At 63.7% G+C, this 16,635-nt stretch carries 12 protein-coding genes; 10 read left to right on the top strand and 2 right to left on the bottom strand.

Features of this window, described 5'->3' with window-relative positions; all coding sequences use genetic code 11:
- The first annotated feature begins 3 nt into the window (after positions 1 to 3).
- The gene (locus EBQ26_RS05570; RefSeq protein WP_122238015.1) at positions 4 to 762 is read left to right on the top strand and encodes a sulfite exporter TauE/SafE family protein; all 759 of its coding nucleotides are present in this window, start codon (positions 4 to 6) and stop codon (positions 760 to 762) included.
- Positions 763 to 894: 132 nt separating this feature from the next.
- On the opposite strand, the gene EBQ26_RS05565 is transcribed toward EBQ26_RS05570, so the two are convergent.
- Positions 895 to 1,869: a LysR substrate-binding domain-containing protein gene (locus EBQ26_RS05565; protein ID WP_122238056.1), complete on the bottom strand. Its 975-nt coding sequence runs from the start codon at positions 1,867 to 1,869 to the stop codon at positions 895 to 897.
- 134 nt (positions 1,870 to 2,003) lie between these two features.
- Here EBQ26_RS05565 and EBQ26_RS05560 point away from each other — a divergent pair, with 134 nt between their 5' ends.
- The 9 genes from EBQ26_RS05560 to EBQ26_RS05520 all read left to right on the top strand — a co-directional run bounded on the left by EBQ26_RS05560 (position 2,004) and on the right by EBQ26_RS05520 (position 14,348).
- Positions 2,004 to 3,188: an acyl-CoA dehydrogenase gene (locus EBQ26_RS05560; RefSeq protein ID WP_122238014.1), complete on the top strand. Its 1,185-nt coding sequence runs from the start codon at positions 2,004 to 2,006 to the stop codon at positions 3,186 to 3,188.
- A gap of 166 nt (positions 3,189 to 3,354) precedes the next feature.
- A complete protein-coding gene (locus tag EBQ26_RS05555) occupies positions 3,355 to 4,575 on the top strand; it encodes a CaiB/BaiF CoA transferase family protein (protein WP_122238055.1) in 1,221 nt (406 codons plus the stop codon).
- Positions 4,576 to 4,766: 191 nt separating this feature from the next.
- On the top strand, positions 4,767 to 5,336 hold the full coding sequence (locus tag EBQ26_RS05550) for a hypothetical protein (protein WP_147474004.1): 570 nt from the start codon (positions 4,767 to 4,769) through the stop codon (positions 5,334 to 5,336).
- A gap of 170 nt (positions 5,337 to 5,506) precedes the next feature.
- Positions 5,507 to 6,856 (top strand): tRNA (N6-isopentenyl adenosine(37)-C2)-methylthiotransferase MiaB, encoded by a 1,350-nt coding sequence (gene miaB, locus EBQ26_RS05545; RefSeq protein WP_095552298.1) that lies wholly within the window; start codon positions 5,507 to 5,509, stop codon positions 6,854 to 6,856.
- Positions 6,856 to 7,968, top strand: coding sequence for a metallophosphoesterase (locus EBQ26_RS05540; protein ID WP_122238012.1), 1,113 nt, complete (start codon positions 6,856 to 6,858; stop codon positions 7,966 to 7,968). The genes miaB and EBQ26_RS05540 overlap by 1 nt, the downstream gene beginning before the upstream one ends.
- 353 nt (positions 7,969 to 8,321) lie before the next feature.
- The gene (gene yajC, locus EBQ26_RS05535) at positions 8,322 to 8,651 is read left to right on the top strand and encodes a preprotein translocase subunit YajC (protein ID WP_122238011.1); all 330 of its coding nucleotides are present in this window, start codon (positions 8,322 to 8,324) and stop codon (positions 8,649 to 8,651) included.
- 207 nt (positions 8,652 to 8,858) lie between these two features.
- Positions 8,859 to 10,769, top strand: a complete 1,911-nt coding sequence (gene secD, locus EBQ26_RS05530) for a protein translocase subunit SecD (protein ID WP_122238010.1) — start codon at positions 8,859 to 8,861, stop codon at positions 10,767 to 10,769.
- Between the two features lie 15 nt (positions 10,770 to 10,784).
- Complete coding sequence (secF, locus tag EBQ26_RS05525) at positions 10,785 to 11,735, top strand: protein translocase subunit SecF (RefSeq protein ID WP_122238009.1); 951 nt, start codon at positions 10,785 to 10,787, stop codon at positions 11,733 to 11,735.
- 114 nt (positions 11,736 to 11,849) lie between these two features.
- The gene (locus tag EBQ26_RS05520) at positions 11,850 to 14,348 is read left to right on the top strand and encodes a DUF1631 family protein (RefSeq protein ID WP_122238008.1); all 2,499 of its coding nucleotides are present in this window, start codon (positions 11,850 to 11,852) and stop codon (positions 14,346 to 14,348) included.
- 222 nt (positions 14,349 to 14,570) lie between these two features.
- Here the strand turns inward: EBQ26_RS05520 and EBQ26_RS05515 are convergent, their stop codons facing one another.
- Positions 14,571 to 16,472 carry a GspE/PulE family protein gene (locus EBQ26_RS05515; protein WP_122238007.1) on the bottom strand — a complete coding sequence of 634 codons (1,902 nt, stop codon included), beginning with the start codon at positions 16,470 to 16,472 and terminating at the stop codon, positions 14,571 to 14,573.
- Positions 16,473 to 16,635 lie beyond the last annotated feature (163 nt).

The following is a 16,635-nucleotide window of genomic DNA, read 5'->3' as shown; positions in this document are numbered from 1 at the left end:
CATATGGAGTGGTTGCTCGTCCCCCTCGCGTCGGCGTTTGCCGGTTTTGTCGATGCCATTGTTGGCGGCGGCGGGCTGGTGCTGTTGCCCACGCTGTTTGCCGTGTTCCCTCACGCGCCGCCTGCCACATTGGTGGGAACCAATAAATCGGGGGCGGTGTGGGGCACCTCGTTTTCCGCCTGGAAGTACGCGCGCAGGGTGCAATTGCGCTGGGCCAGCATTGGCCCCGGCATTGCCGCCGCTTTTGTGGGTGCGCTGGTGGGCGCGTGGCTGGTGACGGTGGCCTCGGCCGGGCTGTTGCGCAAGCTGCTGCCCTTTGTGTTGCTGGCCGTGCTGCTCTACACCCTGGCGCGCAAGGATATGGGCCAGCGCCACCAGCCTCTGGCCAGCCGGGGCAAGGAGATTGGGCTGACTTGTGCCGCTGCGGCTGCGCTGGGCGTGTACGACGGCTTTTTCGGCCCCGGCACGGGCAGCTTTCTGGTGCTGGCTTTTGTGCGACTGCTCGGTTATGACTTTCTGCACGCCTCGGCCCACGCCAAGCTCATCAATATCTCCACCAACCTGGCCTCGCTGCTGCTGCTGGGCATGATGGGCCATGTGTGGTGGCACTGGATGCTGCCGCTGGCGGCGGCCAACATCGTCGGCAGCGTGCTGGGCACGCACATGGCGCTCAAATACGGCTCGGGCTTTGTGCGCTGGGTGTTTATCGCCGTCGTCGGCGTGCTGATTGTGCGCACCGCCTGGGATGCGTTTGGGGGATAGCTGCTACTGCGAGGGCGACACTACGTGCCGGACGCCAGATTTGTTCATTACAAATCAATGGAAAATGAATTGTATGAAAAATTGCCAAAACAAGGTGATTTTGTTTCCTTTGATTTATAAATAAGGGTGTTTTCAAGCCGCGTCGGCGCGGGCCTGGGCTTGCAGCCATTGGCTCAGGGCGGTGAGGGCGGGGTGGGCGGCTTTGCGCTCGGGCACGATGAGCCAGTAGGCGCGTTCGCTGCACAGCGGGCGCGGGTTGAGCACGATCAGCGCGCCTGCGGCCAATTCCTGCTGGATGAGAAAGGGCGGAATCAGCGCCACGCCCATGCCTTGGCTGGCCGCCTGCGCCAGCATGGAAAACAGCTCCAGCCGCGTGCCGGCCATATCGCCCTCGGCGCGCAGGCCCTGGGCTTCAAACCATTGCCGCCAGGCGTAGGGGCGGGTCGATTGCTGTAGCAGCGGCAGGGTGGTGATGGCGTGCGGCGGCAGGGTGGCGCCCCCGATTTCGTCGCCGCCTTCGCCCTCGCTTTTGCTGGCGCCGTGGCCTTCGCCCGCCGCGCTCAGGCCCGCCACCAGCTTGGGGCTGCATACGGGCACGGGGTATTCGTGCATGAGAAAGTGCGCCACGGTGCCGGGCCAGCCCGCGTTGCCGCAGTAGATGGCGGCGTCCAGCGGGCTGTGCACGTCTCCTTGCTCGAATAAAAAAGGGCGCGTTTGCACGTGCATGTGCACCTGGATTTCGGGGTGCAGGCGCTGGAATTGCCCCAGGCGCGGCAGCAGCCAGCGCGTGGCGAAGGTGGGCACCACGGCCAGCTCCAGCGCCGCGCCCGCGCCTTTTTGCGCCATCAGGTTGAGGGTGCTTTGGGCCAGCGCGTCCAGCAGCGGGGTGATGTGGCGGTAGTAGCTTTGCCCGGCTTCGGTCAGTTGCACGCCGCGGCGCGTGCGGCGGAACAGGGCGGTGCCCAAGGTGCTCTCCAGGCTGCCGATTTGGCGGCAGATGGCGCTTTGGGTGAGCGCCAGTTCTTCGGCGGCGCGGGTGTAGCTTTCATGGCGGGCGGCGGCCTCAAAGGCCATCAGGGCGTTGGTGCTGGGGATTTTGCGGCGCATGGCTGGGGGGCGCTGGTGGTTTTCGGTGTGCATTTTTCGCACAAATGCATGCGATAAAAGCGTTTGATGGGCGTATTTTGGGTTTTTAGAATGCGCTTTTTTCACTTTTGACAGATACCAAAGGAGATGCCCCCATGTCCGCCAAAGCCGCTTTCAATTGGGAAGACCCGCTGCTGCTCGATGCGCAACTGAGCGAGGACGAGCGCCAGGTGCGCGATGCCGCGCGCGCCTATTGCCAGGAGCGCTTGGCGCCGCGCGTGCAAATGGCGTTTCGCAATGAGCAAACCGATGTGGCCATCTTCCGCGAGATGGGCGAGCTGGGCTTGCTGGGCGCGACCATCCCCGAGCAGTACGGCGGCGCGGGGCTGAATTACGTGTGCTATGGCCTGATTGCACGCGAGGTTGAGCGCGTGGATTCGGGCTACCGCTCGATGATGAGCGTGCAGTCCTCACTGGTGATGGTGCCCATCAACGAATTCGGCAGCGAAGCCACCAAGCAGAAATACCTGCCCAAGCTGGCCACGGGCGAGTGGATTGGCTGCTTCGGCCTGACCGAGCCCAACCACGGCTCCGACCCCGGCAGCATGGCCACGCGCGCCCGCGCGGTCGAGGGCGGCTATGTGCTCACGGGCAGCAAGATGTGGATCACCAACAGCCCGATTGCCGATGTGTTTGTGGTCTGGGCCAAGGATGAGCAAGGCCAGATTCGCGGCTTTGTGCTGGAAAAGGGTTGGAAGGGCCTGTCGGCGCCGGCCATCCACGGCAAAGTGGGGCTGCGCGCCTCCATCACCGGCGAGATCGTGATGGACGAGGTGTTTGTGCCCGAGGAAAACGCCTTCCCCGAGGTGCGTGGCCTCAAAGGCCCGTTCACCTGCCTGAACTCGGCGCGCTACGGCATCGCCTGGGGCGCGCTGGGCGCGGCCGAGGATTGCCTGCGCACGGCGCGCCAGTACACGCTGGACCGCCAGCAGTTCGGCCGTCCGCTGGCGGCCAACCAGTTGATCCAGAAAAAGCTGGCCGATGCGCTGACGGAAATCTCCCTGGGCCTGCAAGGCTGCCTGCAAGTGGGGCGCCTGAAAGATGCGGGCCAGGCGCCGGTGGAAATCACCTCCATCATCAAGCGCAACTCCTGCGGCAAGGCGCTGGAGATCGCCCGCATGGCGCGCGACATGCTCGGCGGCAACGGCATCAGCGACGAGTTCGGCGTGGCGCGCCATTTGGTGAATCTGGAAGTGGTGAACACCTACGAAGGCACGCACGACATCCACGCCCTGATTCTGGGCCGCGCCATCACCGGCATTGCGGCGTTTGCCAATTGAGCACGCGTGCCGCAAGGCCAGCCCCGAGGTGTAAGCCTTGGGGTTGGCCTTGATTGAATTTTCATGTCAAAGAAAATGCAATCAACCTGTTTAGGCACAACCCTATTCAAAAAATTTTTGAATAGGGTTTTTTGATTTGGAAAATTGTTTTTTGGAAGGCATAGCCATGGCAGGCGCTCTCTCGCACATCCGCGTACTCGATCTCTCCCGCATCCTGGCCGGGCCGTGGGCCAGCCAATTGCTGGCCGATTTGGGGGCCGATGTCGTCAAGGTCGAGCGCCCCGGCGAAGGCGACGACACGCGCCGCTGGGGGCCGCCGTGGGTCAAGGGGGCCGACGGGCAGCCCAGCGAGGTGGCGTCCTACTTCCTCTGCGCCAACCGCAACAAACGCTCCATCACCATCGACATCACCCAGCCCCAGGGCCAGGCGCTGGTGCGCCAAATGGCCGCCAGCGCCGACGTGGTGCTGGAGAACTACAAGGTCGGCGGGCTGAAAAAGTACGGGCTGGATTACGACAGCCTGGCCGCGCTCAACCCGCGGCTGATTTACTGCTCCATCACCGGCTTTGGGCAAACCGGGCCTTACGCGCCGCGCGCGGGCTACGACTTTCTCATCCAGGGCCTGGGCGGCTTGATGAGCGTGACCGGCCGCCCCGATGGCGAGCCTGGCGGCGGGCCGATGAAGGTGGGCGTGGCGTTGACCGACATCCTCACCGGCCTGTACGCCAGCAACGCCATCCTGGCCGCGCTGGCCTGGCGCGAGCAAAGCGGCCAAGGCCAGCACATCGACATGGCGCTGCTGGACGTGCAGGTTGCCTGCCTGGCCAACCAGGCCCTGGGCCACCTGGCCACCGGCCAGGACCCGGCCCGCCTGGGCAATGCCCACCCCAGCATCGTGCCCTACCAGGACTTCCCCACCGCCGACGGCCACATGATTTTGGCCATCGGCAACGACGGCCAGTTCCAGCGCTTTTGCGCCGAAGCGGGTGCGCCCGAGTTGGCCGCCGATGCGCGCTTTGCCACCAACGCCCAGCGCGTGCAGCACCGCGACGCGCTCATCCCCTTGCTGCAAGCCCTTACCCGCCAGCGCAGCACCGCCCAGTGGATTGCCGCGCTGGAGGCCAAGGCCGTGCCCTGCGGCCCCATCAACACGCTTTCGGGAGTGTTTGCCGATGCGCAGGTGCAGGCGCGCGGCATGCGTTTTGATTTGTCCCACCCGCAAACCGGCCAGGTGCCGCAAGTGGCCTGCCCCATCAAACTCTCGGCCACGCCGGTGCAAAACCGTCTGGCCCCGCCCACGCTGGGGCAGCATACGGACGAGGTGCTGCAAGAGCTGGGGCTGGATGCCGAGGCCATCGCCGCGCTGCGCGCGCAGGCGGTGGTGTGAGTTTGGTGAATTATCCAATCAAAGTAAAAATGATTTGATTACTATATTGCCGAAACAAGGTGAGTTTATTTCCTTTGATTGGTAATTTTTTGGATTGTTGCGCCGCCGAAACAGGCCAAAACAGGCCAAAACGCTCGGAAAAAGGCGGCCACTACAATCGGCGGCCTCTTTTCAGCCTCTGGATATACACCATGACCCGCTGGCCCTCCGCCCACCCTTTCTCCCATCGCTGTGTTGCAGCCGTCCGGCTGTGTGCAGTGGCCCTCGCACTGGGTGCATTGACCGCCCCTGCCGCTCAGGCGCAGGCGGTTGTGCCCTACCAGGTCGTGACGGCGCGCGAATTCCCGCCCACGGCGCTGTATGGCCTGTTGCGCATCGATGGGCCGCACGCTGCCCGCCTCAACGGCGACCCGATTGCCATCGCGCCGGGCATGCGCCTGATCGATCAAAGCAATCATCTGGTGCCCTACACCGTGCACACCGGCCGCTCGCTGCTGGTGCGCTACATGATTGAGCCCAGCACGGGCATGCTGCACAAGGCCTGGCTGCTGCGTGAGGAGGAAATCCCCCCGCGCCGCCTGCTGGGCCTGTTGCCCCCGGCCAAGCAAGATCCGCATGAAGTGCAGGTCGCGCCCCTGGGCGTGGGCGTGACCAAAGATGGCCCGCGTGGCGGCGCTCCGGCTGCGCGCGGCATCACCGGCTACGGCGGCATCCACGGTCAAACCGGCATCCAGGGCATTGCCCCTTATTCCGGCCACTGACGCTGGCCGCGCGCTGCTCCAGCGGCCAGCTTCGCTCGGCCCCTGGCCCTTGGCCCTGAACCGGCGCGCCGGTTTCGCATCTCCACCCCCTTGTTTTCGCCTCGCCCCGTCTGCCCGCTGCATGCGGCCAGACGGGTTTGCCGTGGCGCAGGCCATTTCTCTGCTTCCCCATGAAAAAGAAAATCTTCATCAAAACCTTTGGCTGCCAGATGAACGAGTACGACTCGGACAAGATGGCCGACGTCATGCACGAAGCCCAGGGCTACGAAAAAACCGATCGGATGGAAGACGCCGATCTGATCCTGTTCAACACCTGCTCGGTGCGCGAGAAGGCGCAGGAGAAAGTCTTTAGCGACCTGGGCCGCGCGCGTCTGCTGAAAAAGCCCGGCGCCAAAATCGGCGTGGGCGGCTGTGTGGCCAGCCAGGAGGGCGAGGAAATCATCCGCCGCGCGCCCTATGTGGACGTGGTGTTCGGCCCGCAAACCCTGCACCGCCTGCCGCAACTGCTGGCCGAGCGCGAGGTGCAGGCCCGCCCGCAGGTGGATATTTCCTTCCCCGAAATCGAGAAGTTCGACCACCTGCCGCCCGCGCGCGTGGAAGGCGCCACGGCCTTTGTCTCCATCATGGAAGGGTGCAGCAAATATTGCAGCTACTGCGTCGTGCCCTACACGCGCGGCGAGGAAGTCAGCCGCCCGTTCGAGGACGTGCTGATCGAAGTGGCCGATCTGGCCAGCCAGGGCGTGAAAGAAATCAACCTGCTGGGCCAGAACGTCAACGCCTACCGCGGCCCCATGGGCGAGAGCGGCGAGATCGCCGACTTCGCCCTGCTGCTGGAATACGTGGCCGAAATCCCCGGCATCGAGCGCATCCGCTACACCACCAGCCACCCCAACGAATTCACGCCCCGGCTGATCGCCGCCTACGAAAAAATCGACAAGCTGGTCGATCACCTGCACCTGCCCGTGCAGCACGGCTCGGACCGCATCCTCATGGCCATGAAGCGCGGCTACACCGCCATGGAATACAAAAGCACCGTGCGCAAGCTGCGCGCCATCCGCCCCGATCTGGCCATGAGCAGCGACTTCATCGTCGGCTTTCCCGGCGAGACCGAGCAAGACTTTGCCAAGCTGATGAAACTCATCGACGACATCGGCTTTGACAACAGCTTCTCCTTCATCTACAGCCCGCGCCCGGGCACGCCTGCGGCCAATCTGCACGACGACACGCCGCACGAAATCAAGCTCCAGCGCCTGCAAACCGTGCAGGCGGCCATCAACGCCAACATCCAGCGCATCAGCCAAGAGCGCGTGGGCAGCGTGCAGCGCCTACTCATCGAAGGGCGCTCCAAGCGCGACGCCAGCGAGCTGATGGGCCGCACCGAATGCAATCGCGTCGTCAACTTCCCCGCCCCGCAGGGCGTGGACAGCGCCGCGCTCATCGGCCAAATGCTGGACGTGCGCATCACCGAAGCCATGACCTACACCCTGCGCGGCCAGGCCCTGGTCGAGGAGCACGCCTGATGGCCCAAGCCCCCAAATCTTCCGACACCCCAGCCACCCCCGCCGCGCCAACGCCCAGCCTGGTGGGCCTCCTGCCAGGTGGCCCGCTGGACATCGTTGGCGACGTGCACGGCGAATGGGACGCGCTGCAAGCCCTGCTCGCGCACCTGGGCTACGACCGCCAGGGTCGCCACCCGGCGGGCCGCACCCTCGTTTTCGTGGGCGACTTGTGCGACCGTGGCCCCAACACTCCGGCCGTGCTCGACTGGTTTGGCGAGGTTTATGAGGCCGGGCGCTGCGCCGCCGTGCTGGGCAACCACGAAGTCAACCTCATCCGCGAAGACGCCAAGGACGGCGCAGGCTGGTACTTCGACGCGCGCACCGAGCGCGACCGCGCCAAATACGCCCCCTTCGTCATCGCCTCGCCCGCCCAGCGCGAGCGCCACGCCGCGCTGTGCAACCGCCTGCCCGTGGCGCTGGAGCGCGAAGACCTGCGCGTGGTGCACGCCGCCTGGCAGGCCGCGCCCATCGCCGCCGCGCGCGGCTTTGCCTTGGGCACGGCGCGCCGCCAGTACGACTGCTTCGAAGAACAAGCGGCCGAACAGGCGCGCAGCGGCTCGCTGCAACGCCGCATCCAGCAAGAGCGCGCCGCCTGGCCGCATGACCTGGAAGATGGCCAGCACCAACCGCCGCTGCTGCGCGCGCACGGCGAGCGCGAGCTGCTCAAGCAAACCCACAACCCCCTCAAAATCCTCACCACCGGCGTTGAAGCCGCCGCCGCCCAGCCCTTTTACGCAGGCGGCAAATGGCGCTTCACCGACCGCCAACCCTGGTGGAACGATTACGACGAGGCCACGCCCGTGGTCATCGGCCACTACTGGCGGCTCTTTGACGCCCCCGGCCCCGGCGCGCATGCCGAAAGCGCGCTGTTCGCAGGCATCCCCGGCAACGCCTGGCACGGCAAGCGCGGCAACGTCTTTTGCGTGGACTTCTCCGCCGGCGCACGCTGGAGCGAACGCCTGCAAGGGCAGCACGACCCGTGCCAAAGCCGCTTCCACCTCGCCGCCCTGCGCTGGCCGGAGAAAACCCTGGTCTTTGACACCGGCGAGAACTGGCCCACCGTAGCACCGTAGTACTTACCTGTGGCGGCTTGCTATTTACACATCATGAGAAATTGGATATCAATATCATGTTGCCGAAAATTGGCATTTTGTTTTCCTTTTGATGTGTATTAAAGCTTCTGTTCATGCGGCAAGGAGCATGGCGCGGGCGTTGAATCGCAGGCCGGGGCAACGGGCTTGCCCGCCAAGCGGCACAGCAAGGCGGCTGGCGGACAGAGGTGGCGGTTTTACCCGGGCGCCATTGATTTCCGCGCAGCCAGGGCCATATCGGCAAGGCTTGCCAGAAACCCCTGCGCATACAATGCGCGTTTGCTGCCAGTGGCGCCCCGGCGCTGGCAGGCGTTTTTTGTGGAGAACTTGTTCCAATGATTTCGACTGCTTTTGCCCAGACGGCTGCGGCCGCTCAGCCCGCCTCGGTGTTTTCCAGCCTGCCGCTGCTGATTTTGATGTTCGTGGTGATGTACTTCATCATGATCCGCCCCCAAATGAAGCGCCAGAAAGAGCACCGCGCCATGATCGACGCGCTGGCCAAGGGCGATGAAGTCACCACTGCGGGCGGCATGGTCGGGCGCGTGACCAAGCTGAGCGACCAATGGATTCACCTGGAAGTGGCGCCCGGCATCGAAATCCAACTGCAACGCAGCGCCGTCGGGCAAGTGCTGCCCAAGGGCACGCTGGATCACAAGGGCGCTTGAACGGGGCGCCATGCCTTTGGGCGCCTGTCCCGCAATGCCCGGCCAGCTCCGTCTGGCTTTGGCGCGCACCGGCTTCGGTGTCCATTGCGAGGGCAGGCCCTTTGAAAACTCCAACGCCCTGCCGCTGCGGCTTCAGGGCGTTTTTCCATCGCCAGCGTGTTCGCATGGATCGGGCGTGCAGGATGGACATTCACGACTGAAGCGAACATGAACCGTTACCCAATATGGAAATACGCAATCATGGTGATTGCGGTGGTGGTGGGCCTGCTCTATACGCTGCCCAACGTTTTTGGCGAGGATTACGCCGTTCAGGTGGCTTCGCTGCGCGCCGATGCGCCGGTGGATGAGGCGCTGGAGGCGCGGGTGCGCAACATTTTGCAGGCACAGAAAATCGAGCCCAAGAGCATTGAGCGCGACGCAGGCTCCTTGCGCGTGCGCGTGCAAACCCAGGACGATCAGGCCCCTGCCCGCGATGCCATTGCCGCGGCCCTGGTGCCCGATGAAAACCACCCGGCCTATTCGGTGGCGCTGAATTTGCTCTCGCGCACGCCCGCCTGGCTCCAGGCGATCCATGCCAAGCCCATGTATTTGGGGCTGGACTTGCGCGGTGGCGTGCACTTCACTTTGCAAGTGGATATGGAGGGCGCGATGGTGCAGCGCAGCGAGGCCATCCTCAGCGGCTTGCGCACCAGCTTGCGCGAAAAAGACATTCGCCACGGCGGCATGCGCCGCGATGGTCAGGCCATCGAAATCACCTTGCGCACGCCCGAAGATGCCCAGCGCATCGGCGACGTGGTGGCCGCCAGCTATCCCGACATGGCGGTCGATCCCGCCGCCAGCACGGATCAGCGTTTGCGTCTGACCTTTACGCCCGAGGCCGTCAAGCGCGTGCAGGAGCAGGCGCTGAAACAAAACATTGGCACCTTGCACAACCGCATCAACGAGCTGGGCGTGGCCGAGCCGGTGATTCAGCAATCGGGCGCCAACCGCATCGTGGTGCAGTTGCCTGGTGTGCAGGATGTGGCGCAGGCCAAGCGCATGATTGGCCGCACCGCCACGCTGCAAATCCGCCTAGTGGATGAGTCCACCGAAGGGCGACTGGCCGAGCGCAATGCCGGGCCGGTGCCGTTTGGCTCGGAAGTGTTTGAAGATGCCGAAGGCCGCCGCGTGGTGGTCAAGCGCCACGTGGAGCTGACGGGTGAAAACCTGATCGACGCCCAGCCCGGCTTTGACCAGCAGCGCGGCAATATGCCCGTGGTGCATCTGGAGTTCGACGCGCCGGGGGCGCGCATCTTCCGCGACGTCACGCGCGCCAACGTGAACAAGCGCATGGCCATCATCTTGTTCGAGCGCGGCCAGGGCACGGTGGTGACGGCGCCTAACATCAATGAGGAGATTGGCGGCGGTCGGGTGCAGATTTCCGGCTCTATGACCACGCGCGAGGCGACGGAAACGGCGGTGCTGCTGCGCTCGGGCGCGCTGGCCGCGCCGATGGAAATCATCGAGGAATACACCATCGGCCCCAGCCTGGGGCAGGAAAACATCGAGCGCGGCCAGAACAGCGTGGTTTGGGGCATGCTGCTCATCGTCGTCTTCATGTGCGTGTACTACGCCGTATTCGGCGTGTTCTCATCCATTGCGCTGATGGTCAATGTGCTGCTGCTGCTGGCGGTGCTGTCCATGCTGCAAGCCACGCTGACGCTGCCGGGCATTGCCGCCATGGCGCTGGCGATGGGGGTGGCGATCGACTCCAACGTGCTGATTAACGAGCGGATCCGCGAAGAGCTGCGCGCTGGCGCAACGCCGCAAGCGGCCATTTATGCGGGCTATGAGCGCGCCTGGGCCACGATTCTGGACTCCAACATCACCACCTTGATTGCCGGCTTTGCGCTGCTGGCCTTTGGCCACGGCCCCGTGCGCGGCTTTGCGGTGGTGCATTGCATTGGCGTGCTCACCAGCATGTTCTCGGCGGTGTTCTTCTCGCGCGGCCTGGTCAACCTGTGGTATGGCCGACGCAACCGCCTCAAATCCATCTCCATCGGTCAGGTGTGGCGGCCTGAAGGCTCGACCAAAGCGCAACTGGGTGCGGCAGATGCCGGCCCCAACGGCCAGGCTTGAAGGAGGGAAGTCATCATGGAATTTTTCAGAATCAAAAAAGACATCCCCTTTATGCGGCACGTGTTGGTGTTCAACATCGTGTCCATCATCCTGTTTGTGTTGTCGGTGTTTTTCCTGGCCACCAAGGGCTTGAACCTGTCGGTCGAATTCACCGGCGGCACGGTGATGCAGGTGCAATACCCGCAGGCCCCCAACCTGGAGCAAGTGCGCGAGAGCATCAGCGCCATGGGCTACCGCGAAGTGCAAGTGCAAAACATTGGCACCTCGCGTGATGTGTTGATCCGCCTGCCGGTGCAAGAGGGGCTGACCTCGGATCAGCAAAGCACACAAGTGCTGGCTGAGCTGCAAAAAAGCGCGCCCGAGGCGCAACTGCTGCGTACGGAATTCGTCGGCCCGCAAGTGGGCGATGAGCTGACCGAGCAGGGCTTGCTGGCGCTGGGGTTCGTGGCCCTGGGTATCACCATTTACCTGGCTTTGCGCTTTGAATGGAAGTTTGGCGTGGCCGCCATCGTGGCCAACCTGCACGACGTGGTCATCATCCTGGGCTTTTTCTCCTTCTTCCAATGGGAGTTTTCGCTGGCCGTGCTAGCCGGCGTGCTGGCCGTGTTTGGCTATTCGGTCAACGAAGTGGTGGTGATTTTCGACCGTGTGCGTGAGATGTTTCGCAAGCAGCGCAAGATGACGACGGCGCAAGTGCTCGATCACGCCATCACCAGCACCATGAGCCGTACCGTCATCACCCACGCTTCTACGGAGGCGATGGTGTTGTGCATGCTGTTTTTTGGCGGCCCGAGCTTGCATTATTTCGCGCTGGCGCTGACCATTGGCATCGTCTTTGGCGTGTATTCGTCCATTTTCGTTGGCTCGGGCCTGGTGTTGTGGATGGGTGTCAAGCGCGAGGACTTGGTCAAGCCGCAAAAGACGGAAATCGATCCCAACGACCCCAACGCTGGAGCGGTGGTGTAATGGTTTTTACGTGGAAGCGTCGCGCCTTGGGCAGCGCTTCCTGTATGCAAAGCCATTAGAGCCTTTTAGGACTGAACCCCGCACCGCCCCCCGGATAGCGCATGGCTCGACGATATGGAAAGCTCCAACCCCTATCAAAACGAATCGCTCGCTCGCATGGCCAGGCAGCACTTTCTGCAAAGCCTGTGCACCAGCATCCCCGAGTTGGATCGGCTCGTGGTGAAGTATTTCCAGAGTGCGCTCGGGGACAACAGCCTTGAGACGCGCGAGCTGCCTGTGCCGCAATGGCAGCAGGAGTACGCTTTGCACCGCCGTACATGGGCGCAAACCCTGTTGGCGATCTGGCGTGAGGCGTTTGTAGACCCCATCGCCACCAGCAAGCTGCGCTCGGTTGAAGACGCCAGCATTGATGAGCTTCAACTCATCAGTGACGACGCTATCGAAGGCTTGATTACCTCTGCGCGGGTCAGCATGCAGGTCGCGGAGAAGGTTGACCCCGGCTTTACCGAGCTGCGCAAGCGGCTGCTGCGTCTGGAGCCCGATCACCGGCTGGATCTGCGCGACCCCATTCGGCCCACGATGGTGTCGGAAAACCTGGTGACCGCGTGGCAAAAAGCCGCGCTATCGAAAAAAGCCTTTGGCTGGGTCATGGCAGGCATCGCCAAGGAATGGGGCACGCTGCTGCTCAAGGCCTATCAGGAGAGCAACGCCTTTTTGGCCAAACATGGCATTGAGCCTTTGCAGCAATCCAGCGCCGCCGCAGCCGCAGCCGAGCCTGCCGGGCGTTCGCCACGCCCTTACCCCTATCCCCCTGATGGGGCGGCGCATGGTATGGCCGTGCCGATGCCTGGCGGCGTGCCGCTGGTGGCCATGGGCGTGCCGTCCGGTTTGGCCGTGCCGTCCTCGGGGTTGGCGGTGCTGTCTGGCATGGTGCCGCCGCCGGAGATGGCCGCTGCTGCTGCGCCACCACCGGGTTTTTTGGCGCCGCAATTGTTGGTGCCAGGCGCGCACATGCCCATGCCCGTGGCCATGGCTGGTGAGCTGAAAGCGCCGGACGCCAAGTTCGGCCGCCCGGTGCTGCAACAAGTCAATGCCCTGTGGCACGACATGCGCGCCCGCTTGGCGTATGTGCTGGGCGTTGGCGATGCGGTAGCCGATCAGGCCAAAGCTGTGGATACCGTGCTGGAGCGCGCGATGCAAGCGCAGCAGGCCAAGGGTGGCGCGCGCCTGGAGGAAGTGGCCGCCCAAACGGCCTTTGCGCAATCGCCGCACGTGGGCCAGCAAGTGGCGGATGTGGTGCGAGAGCAGTCGCAAGCCATTAAAGAGGACGCCAGCCAGGCCAATGAAAAAGCCATCATCGAAATGGTGGCCTTGATGTTCCAAAGCGTGATTTCGGAGGAGCGCGTGCCCGCGCTGGTGCGAGTGCTGTTTGCCCGCCTGCAAGTGCCGGTGCTGCGTATCGCCTTGGCTGACCCCACCTTTTTCACCAACGCCGAGCATCCGGCCCGCGCTTTGATCGACCGCATGGGCAGTGCCGCCATGGGTTTTGACGGAGCCGAATTCAACGGCAGCGCCCTGGAGGTGGAGCTGCGCCGTATCGTGCAAATGATTGAGCAGTACCCGGACACGGGCATCAAGGTCTTCGAGTTGGCGCTCAGTGAATTCGAAGCCTTTTTGCAAAAACACCTGGCGCAAGACCACACGGCAGGCAAGGTGGTTTCGCTGGCCCAGCAGGTGGAGGAAAAAGAAACCCTGCTGGTCAAATTCACCATTGAGCTGCGCAAGCTGCTGCAAGACTTGGATATCCGCGAAGAAGTGCGCGCATTTTTGTTCCGCAACTGGGCGGAGGTGCTGGCCGTTTCGGCCGTGCGCACCAGCGCCAAAGGGCCACAGACCTTGCGCCTCAAGCAAACGGCGGCTCTGCTGGTGTGGGCCACAACAGCGAAAACCCATGTGCGCGAGCGCAGGCGCGCGGTGCAGGCCATGCCTGGGCTGCTGCGTCGCCTGCGGGAAGGCTTGCGCCTGATTGGCGTGGTGGACATGGCGCAGGATGCCCTGATCGGTCAGGCCGAAAGCTGGCTGCACGAAGCCTTTTTGGCCAAGGACCAAGCCGGTATCCCGATGGAGCGGCTCAAGCAGGTCTCGGCCCGTTTGGAGAATCTGGAGAACTTCATCAGCAGCGAAGGGGTGGAAGACATCCCCTTGAGCAACGACACCATCGAGCTGATGCTGGGCATGCAAATCCCCGGGCTGACGGTGTTGCAGGAGCGCGATAGCAGCACGCCCGTGAGCGAGGAAGTCATCGAATGGGCCAAGACGCGCACGGTGGGCGAATGGTTTGATTTGCGACTGGGCGCGGGCGAGCTGGCGCAAAGCCTGCGCGTGCAATACGTTTGGCACAGTGGCCAGCACCATTTGCAGGTGCTGGCTACGCAGGATGGGCGCAGCTTTTTGCTCAAGTTGCGCACCCTGGCTGCTTACTTTGAGCAAGGGGCGCTGGTGCCGATCGACAGGGAGGGCTTGATGTTGCGCGCCACGCGCGTGGCCTTGACCCAGTTCCAGTCGCTGGAGGGGGCGGGCACGATGCATGTGCCTATGGGCAGCGGCGCCTGATGGGGCTGTGTCTGCTTCACGCCGAGTCCCCTTTTTTCCTTGACCTGGCAAGCATCGGGGTGAGGACGCATGCCTGCGTAATTTCAAATCAAAGTAAAAGTGATTTAATACAAAATTTGCCAAAACAAGGCGATTTATTTTCCTTTTGATTTGTAAAAATAAATCGCCTTGGCGTGCAGGCGCTTGAGCATACAGAGGGCAAGAGCCTGCGAGGCATGGCTTTTAGCTGTGCTGTGGCTCGGGCGTGGAGGTCAGCACTTCGTCCAGGGTGGTGGTGCCGTCGAGAATGCGTTGCGCGCCGCCCAGTCGCAGGGGGCGCATGCCGGCCTGCACGGCTTCGCGGCGCAGCGCCGAGAGGTTGAGCTGGGCATGGATTTGCGCCTGCACGGCGGGGGTGACGGTGAGCAGCTCGTACAAACCCATGCGGCCGCGAAAGCCGCTCATGCGGCACTCGGGGCAGCCCACTGGGCGGTAGGGGCTGATCTTGCGTTCGCTGAGGTTGAGCTTCCAGGGCTTGATGGCCTGGGCGAGGGTGTCGGGGTCGAAATCCTCATCGGGCTGCTTGCAACTGGGGCAAAGCGTGCGCACCAGGCGTTGGGCCAGCACGCCCAGCAAGGTGGCGTTGATGAGGTAGGCGGGCACGCCCAGCTCCATCAGGCGGGTGATGGCGCTGGGGGCGTCGTTGGTGTGCAGGGTGGAGAACACCAGGTGCCCGGTGAGGGCGGCTTGCACGGCCATTTCGGCGGTTTCCAGGTCGCGGATTTCCCCCACCATGATGATGTCCGGGTCTTGCCGCATCAGCGCGCGCAGCCCTTCGGCAAAGCTGAAGTCGATTTGGGGCTGGACCTGGGTTTGGTTGAAGCTCGATTCGATCATTTCGATCGGGTCTTCCACAGTGCTGACGTTGACTTGCTCCGTGGCCACGCGCTTGAGGGTGGAGTACAGAGTGGTGGTCTTGCCCGAACCCGTCGGCCCGGTGACGAGGATGATGCCGTGAGGCTTGTTGACCAGCTCCTCCCAGCGGCGGCTGTCGTGTTGGGAAAAGCCCAGCTCGCTGAGGTTTTTGATGGCGTTGCCGGGGTCGAAGATGCGCATGACCATTTTTTCGCCAAAGGCCGTGGGCAGGGTGGACAGGCGCATTTCCACTTCCTGGCCTTGCGGGGTGCGGGTTTTGATGCGCCCGTCCTGCGGGCGGCGGCGCTCGACCACGTCGATGCGCCCCAGCAGCTTGATGCGCGCAATCATGGCGTTGAGCACGCCAATGGGCATTTGATAGACGGTGTGCAGCACGCCATCGATGCGAAAGCGGATGGCGCCTTGCTCGCGCCTCGGCTCCAGGTGGATGTCGCTGGCGCGCTGGTCAAAGGCGTATTGCCAGAGCCATTCGACGACGCGGATCACGCCCTGGTCATTGGCGTCAAGCTGGCGGCCGGTTTTGCCCAGCTCGACCAGTTGCTCGAAGCTGGCCAGGGTGCTGTGGGCGGAGCTGTTTTTCTGCGCCGAGCTGACGGAGGTGGAGAGGGCGTAGAACTCGCTGATGTAGCGCTTGAGCTCTTGCGGGTTGACTACGACCAGGCGCACCGCGCGGCGGCTTTGGCGCTCGATCTCGGGCACCCAGTCGGTGACGAAGGGCTCGCAGGTGCCGATGACTACTTCATGGGGCAGCACCCTGATGGGCAGGACGTTGTAGCGGTTGGCGTAGGCCGCGCTCATGATTTCGGCAATGCGGCCCACATCGGCCTTGAGCGGGTCGATGCGCAAAAACTCCACGCCAGCGCATTGGGCGACGTATTGGGCTAGGGCGTCGATGTCCAGCCGCCCGCTGCCATCGGCGCGGGCCATGGCGCCGTCCAGGCGCACCAGCGGGTTTTGGGCGCTTTCGGCGCGGGAAAAGCGCGCGATGGTGCGTTGCGCTTCCTCGGAAGAGATGAGGCCATCGTCATGCAGCCAGCGCACGATTTGCAGCCAGTGCAGCGGCCCGGCGTGGCGCTTGGGCGGCACGGGGCCGCTGGGGCCGTCCGGCAGTGGCAGCTCCAGCGCGGGCAGTAGCGTTTCAGGCGGCTGCTGGCCTTCGGCCTGGAGTGCGGGGGGGGAGGGGTGCTCTGGGGGATTTGGCGCGTTCATGCTCACTCTCTGGCCTGTATATGGATGGATGGATGCGCGCGCCGGGCGTGGCTTCTTGCGCAAGGGGCGTGCGGCGTGGCGTCGCGCGAAATTGTCCCATGGCTGCTGGCGCACCAAGGCGCCTGCCGAGGGACTCGCCAACTCACTGGCCGGCCCGCCTGCC

The sequence above is a fragment of the Allofranklinella schreckenbergeri genome, from assembly GCF_003703475.1.
GTDB classification, from domain to species: domain Bacteria; phylum Pseudomonadota; class Gammaproteobacteria; order Burkholderiales; family Burkholderiaceae_C; genus Lampropedia; species Lampropedia schreckenbergeri.
This window is presented reverse-complemented; position numbering and strand designations above follow the sequence as displayed.